The 782-nt window shown below is 44.9% G+C and carries 1 protein-coding gene; it reads left to right on the top strand.

Annotated elements, in window-relative coordinates; all coding sequences use genetic code 11:
- Positions 1–93: 93 nt before the first annotated feature.
- The coding region (locus MTX11_RS16565; protein ID WP_243475624.1) for an ISNCY family transposase at positions 94–782 on the top strand (689 nt) is incomplete at its 3' end.

The raw sequence follows: 782 nt of genomic DNA, 5'->3' as shown, positions 1-782 counted from the left end.
TGTTAGAACCCATTTAAAGTGTCTATATTCTCACCAATAAAAATGTCTGGTTTATGATGGTTTTTATCACCATGGACTGGATATAAAATATAAATGCTGATCACTATGTCTGATAAAGAAATTCAACGTCTTGCAGTTCTGCAAGACGTTAGAGATCATCGTATTACCCAGGTCCGTGCTGCTGAAATCCTGAATCTTTCCACCCGTCAAATTACCCGGTTATTGCAGAAGCTCAATCAAGATGGTGTTTCAGGTATGGCACATGCCAGTCGTGGTCAACCGGGTCATCGTCGCCATGACGTCCTGTTAAAATCAGAATGTCTTTCCATTATTTCTGAACATCTGCTTGGATTTGGACCCACCTTGGCGCATGAAAAGCTCAGCAGCATGTTTGGCCTGAATATCCCGGTAGAAACGGTTCGTCGCTGGATGACTGCAAATGACCTCTGGATTCCTCGATCCAAGCGCCTGAAACGTCCATATCAGCCTCGATACAACCGTGATTGCTTCGGTGAGCTGATCCAGATCGATGGCTCATATCATGACTGGTTTGAAGGTCGAGCTTCCAAATGCTGCTTGCTGGTTTATATCGATGACGCCACTGGAAAGCTGTTGCATCTGCGCTTTTGTGAGGCTGAAACGACCTTTGATTATATGCTTTCAACCCGAGCCTACATTGAGCAATACGGCAAGCCTTTAGCGTTTTATAGCGATAAACACTCGGTATTCCGAGTGAATCAGAAATCGAGCCAAGATAGCCAGATCACGCAATTTGGGCGGAT

Origin of the sequence: Acinetobacter lwoffii (genome assembly GCF_022809915.1) — a bacterium.
GTDB lineage: Bacteria > Pseudomonadota > Gammaproteobacteria > Pseudomonadales > Moraxellaceae > Acinetobacter > Acinetobacter lwoffii_M.
Note: the sequence above shows the minus strand (reverse complement) of the source record. Positions and strands in the feature narration are given on the sequence as shown.